A 1,273-nucleotide genomic window follows, 5' to 3' on the forward strand; every position below is an offset into this window, starting at 1 on the left:
TTTATTTTAACGGACACCACCATCAAAGCCTGTCAGTACAACGGAAAAGGTTTTTTTGATCTTACTGCTGCCAATGTAACGACGTACACTCCGGTGGTCAAGAAATTCTATCCTACCTTGGCTGACCTGAATGCAGCAACCAACGAAATTACAACTCCTGCGAATTATCTTTCTGCAGCAGGAATTGTCTATGTAAAAGTGACGACCAACGAAGGATGTACAGGAAATGCCAAAATAACTCTGGCTTATCTTCCGACTCCGGTGGTAACAGAAGCTACCATCAGCGAATGTTATCTTGAAAATAATGAAACAAAAGCGGCATTCAATCTTTCGCTTGCCAATGTTTCCACAGAATCGCCGATTACAAAAAAATACTACCCTACTTTTGTCGATGCAAGCAACGGAACAAATGAAATTTTAAATCCTTTAGCATACGTTTCAGCGAACGCAGCGGTTTACATCCGAGTATACAACTCAAACGGATGTTATGCAATTGCCAAAGCCAACTTAGTGGTAATTCCTCCGAAAAGATCTCCGATCCTTGTGGATAAGATTATCTGTATCGACGCAAGAACGAATCTTGATGCAGGACCGGGATATCAGTCTTATTTATGGAATACAGGAGCAACCACTCAGGTATTATCAGGAGTTCCGGTAGGAGATTACTGGGTCATCCTTAAAGACAACGGATGTTCGGTAAAACAGTTTGTAAGCGTGAAAAAAGCAGTGGATCCTGTGATTTCGGAAATTGAAATTTCAAACAATACAGCAACGGTAAAAGTAACCGGAGGAAAAGCACCTTATAAATACGCCGTGGATTCGCCTACCAACTGGCAGGATTCCAATGTATTTACAGGACTTTCAAGAGGACAGCATATTTTCTATGTGAAAGACGCCTACAACTGTACCCCGATCTTTGTAGAGGTAACGGTTCCGAATTTGTTAAACGCCATCACGCCGAATGGGGATAATAAAAATGACTTCATCGATTACAGCGAACTGGCGTACAAGGAAAATTTAAGCTTCGTGATCTACGACCGATACGGAAATAAAATTTTCACAGGGAGTAAATTCAACAACTACAAATGGGACGGTAAACATTTCGACAAGAAAATACTTACCGGAACCTATTGGTACCACATCAACTGGAATGAACCCAACAAGGAAAAAACACCGATTAAATATTCAGGATGGATCCTTGTTAAAAATATTGATTAAGCAAACAAAAAAGCTGAATCCTAAAGCCACGATTTTTTATCGTGGCTTTTTTACG

At 40.4% G+C, this 1,273-nt stretch carries 1 protein-coding gene; it reads left to right on the forward strand.

Going from position 1 to position 1,273, the window contains the following annotated elements; genetic code table 11:
* A partial coding sequence (locus BW951_RS22315) for a T9SS type B sorting domain-containing protein (RefSeq protein WP_139326255.1) occupies positions 1 to 1,218 on the forward strand: 1,218 nt, incomplete at its 5' end.
* Between the last annotated feature and the right edge of the window lie 55 nt (positions 1,219 to 1,273).

It is taken from the genome of Chryseobacterium gambrini (assembly GCF_900156825.1).
Taxonomy (GTDB): Bacteria; Bacteroidota; Bacteroidia; order Flavobacteriales; family Weeksellaceae; genus Chryseobacterium; species Chryseobacterium gambrini.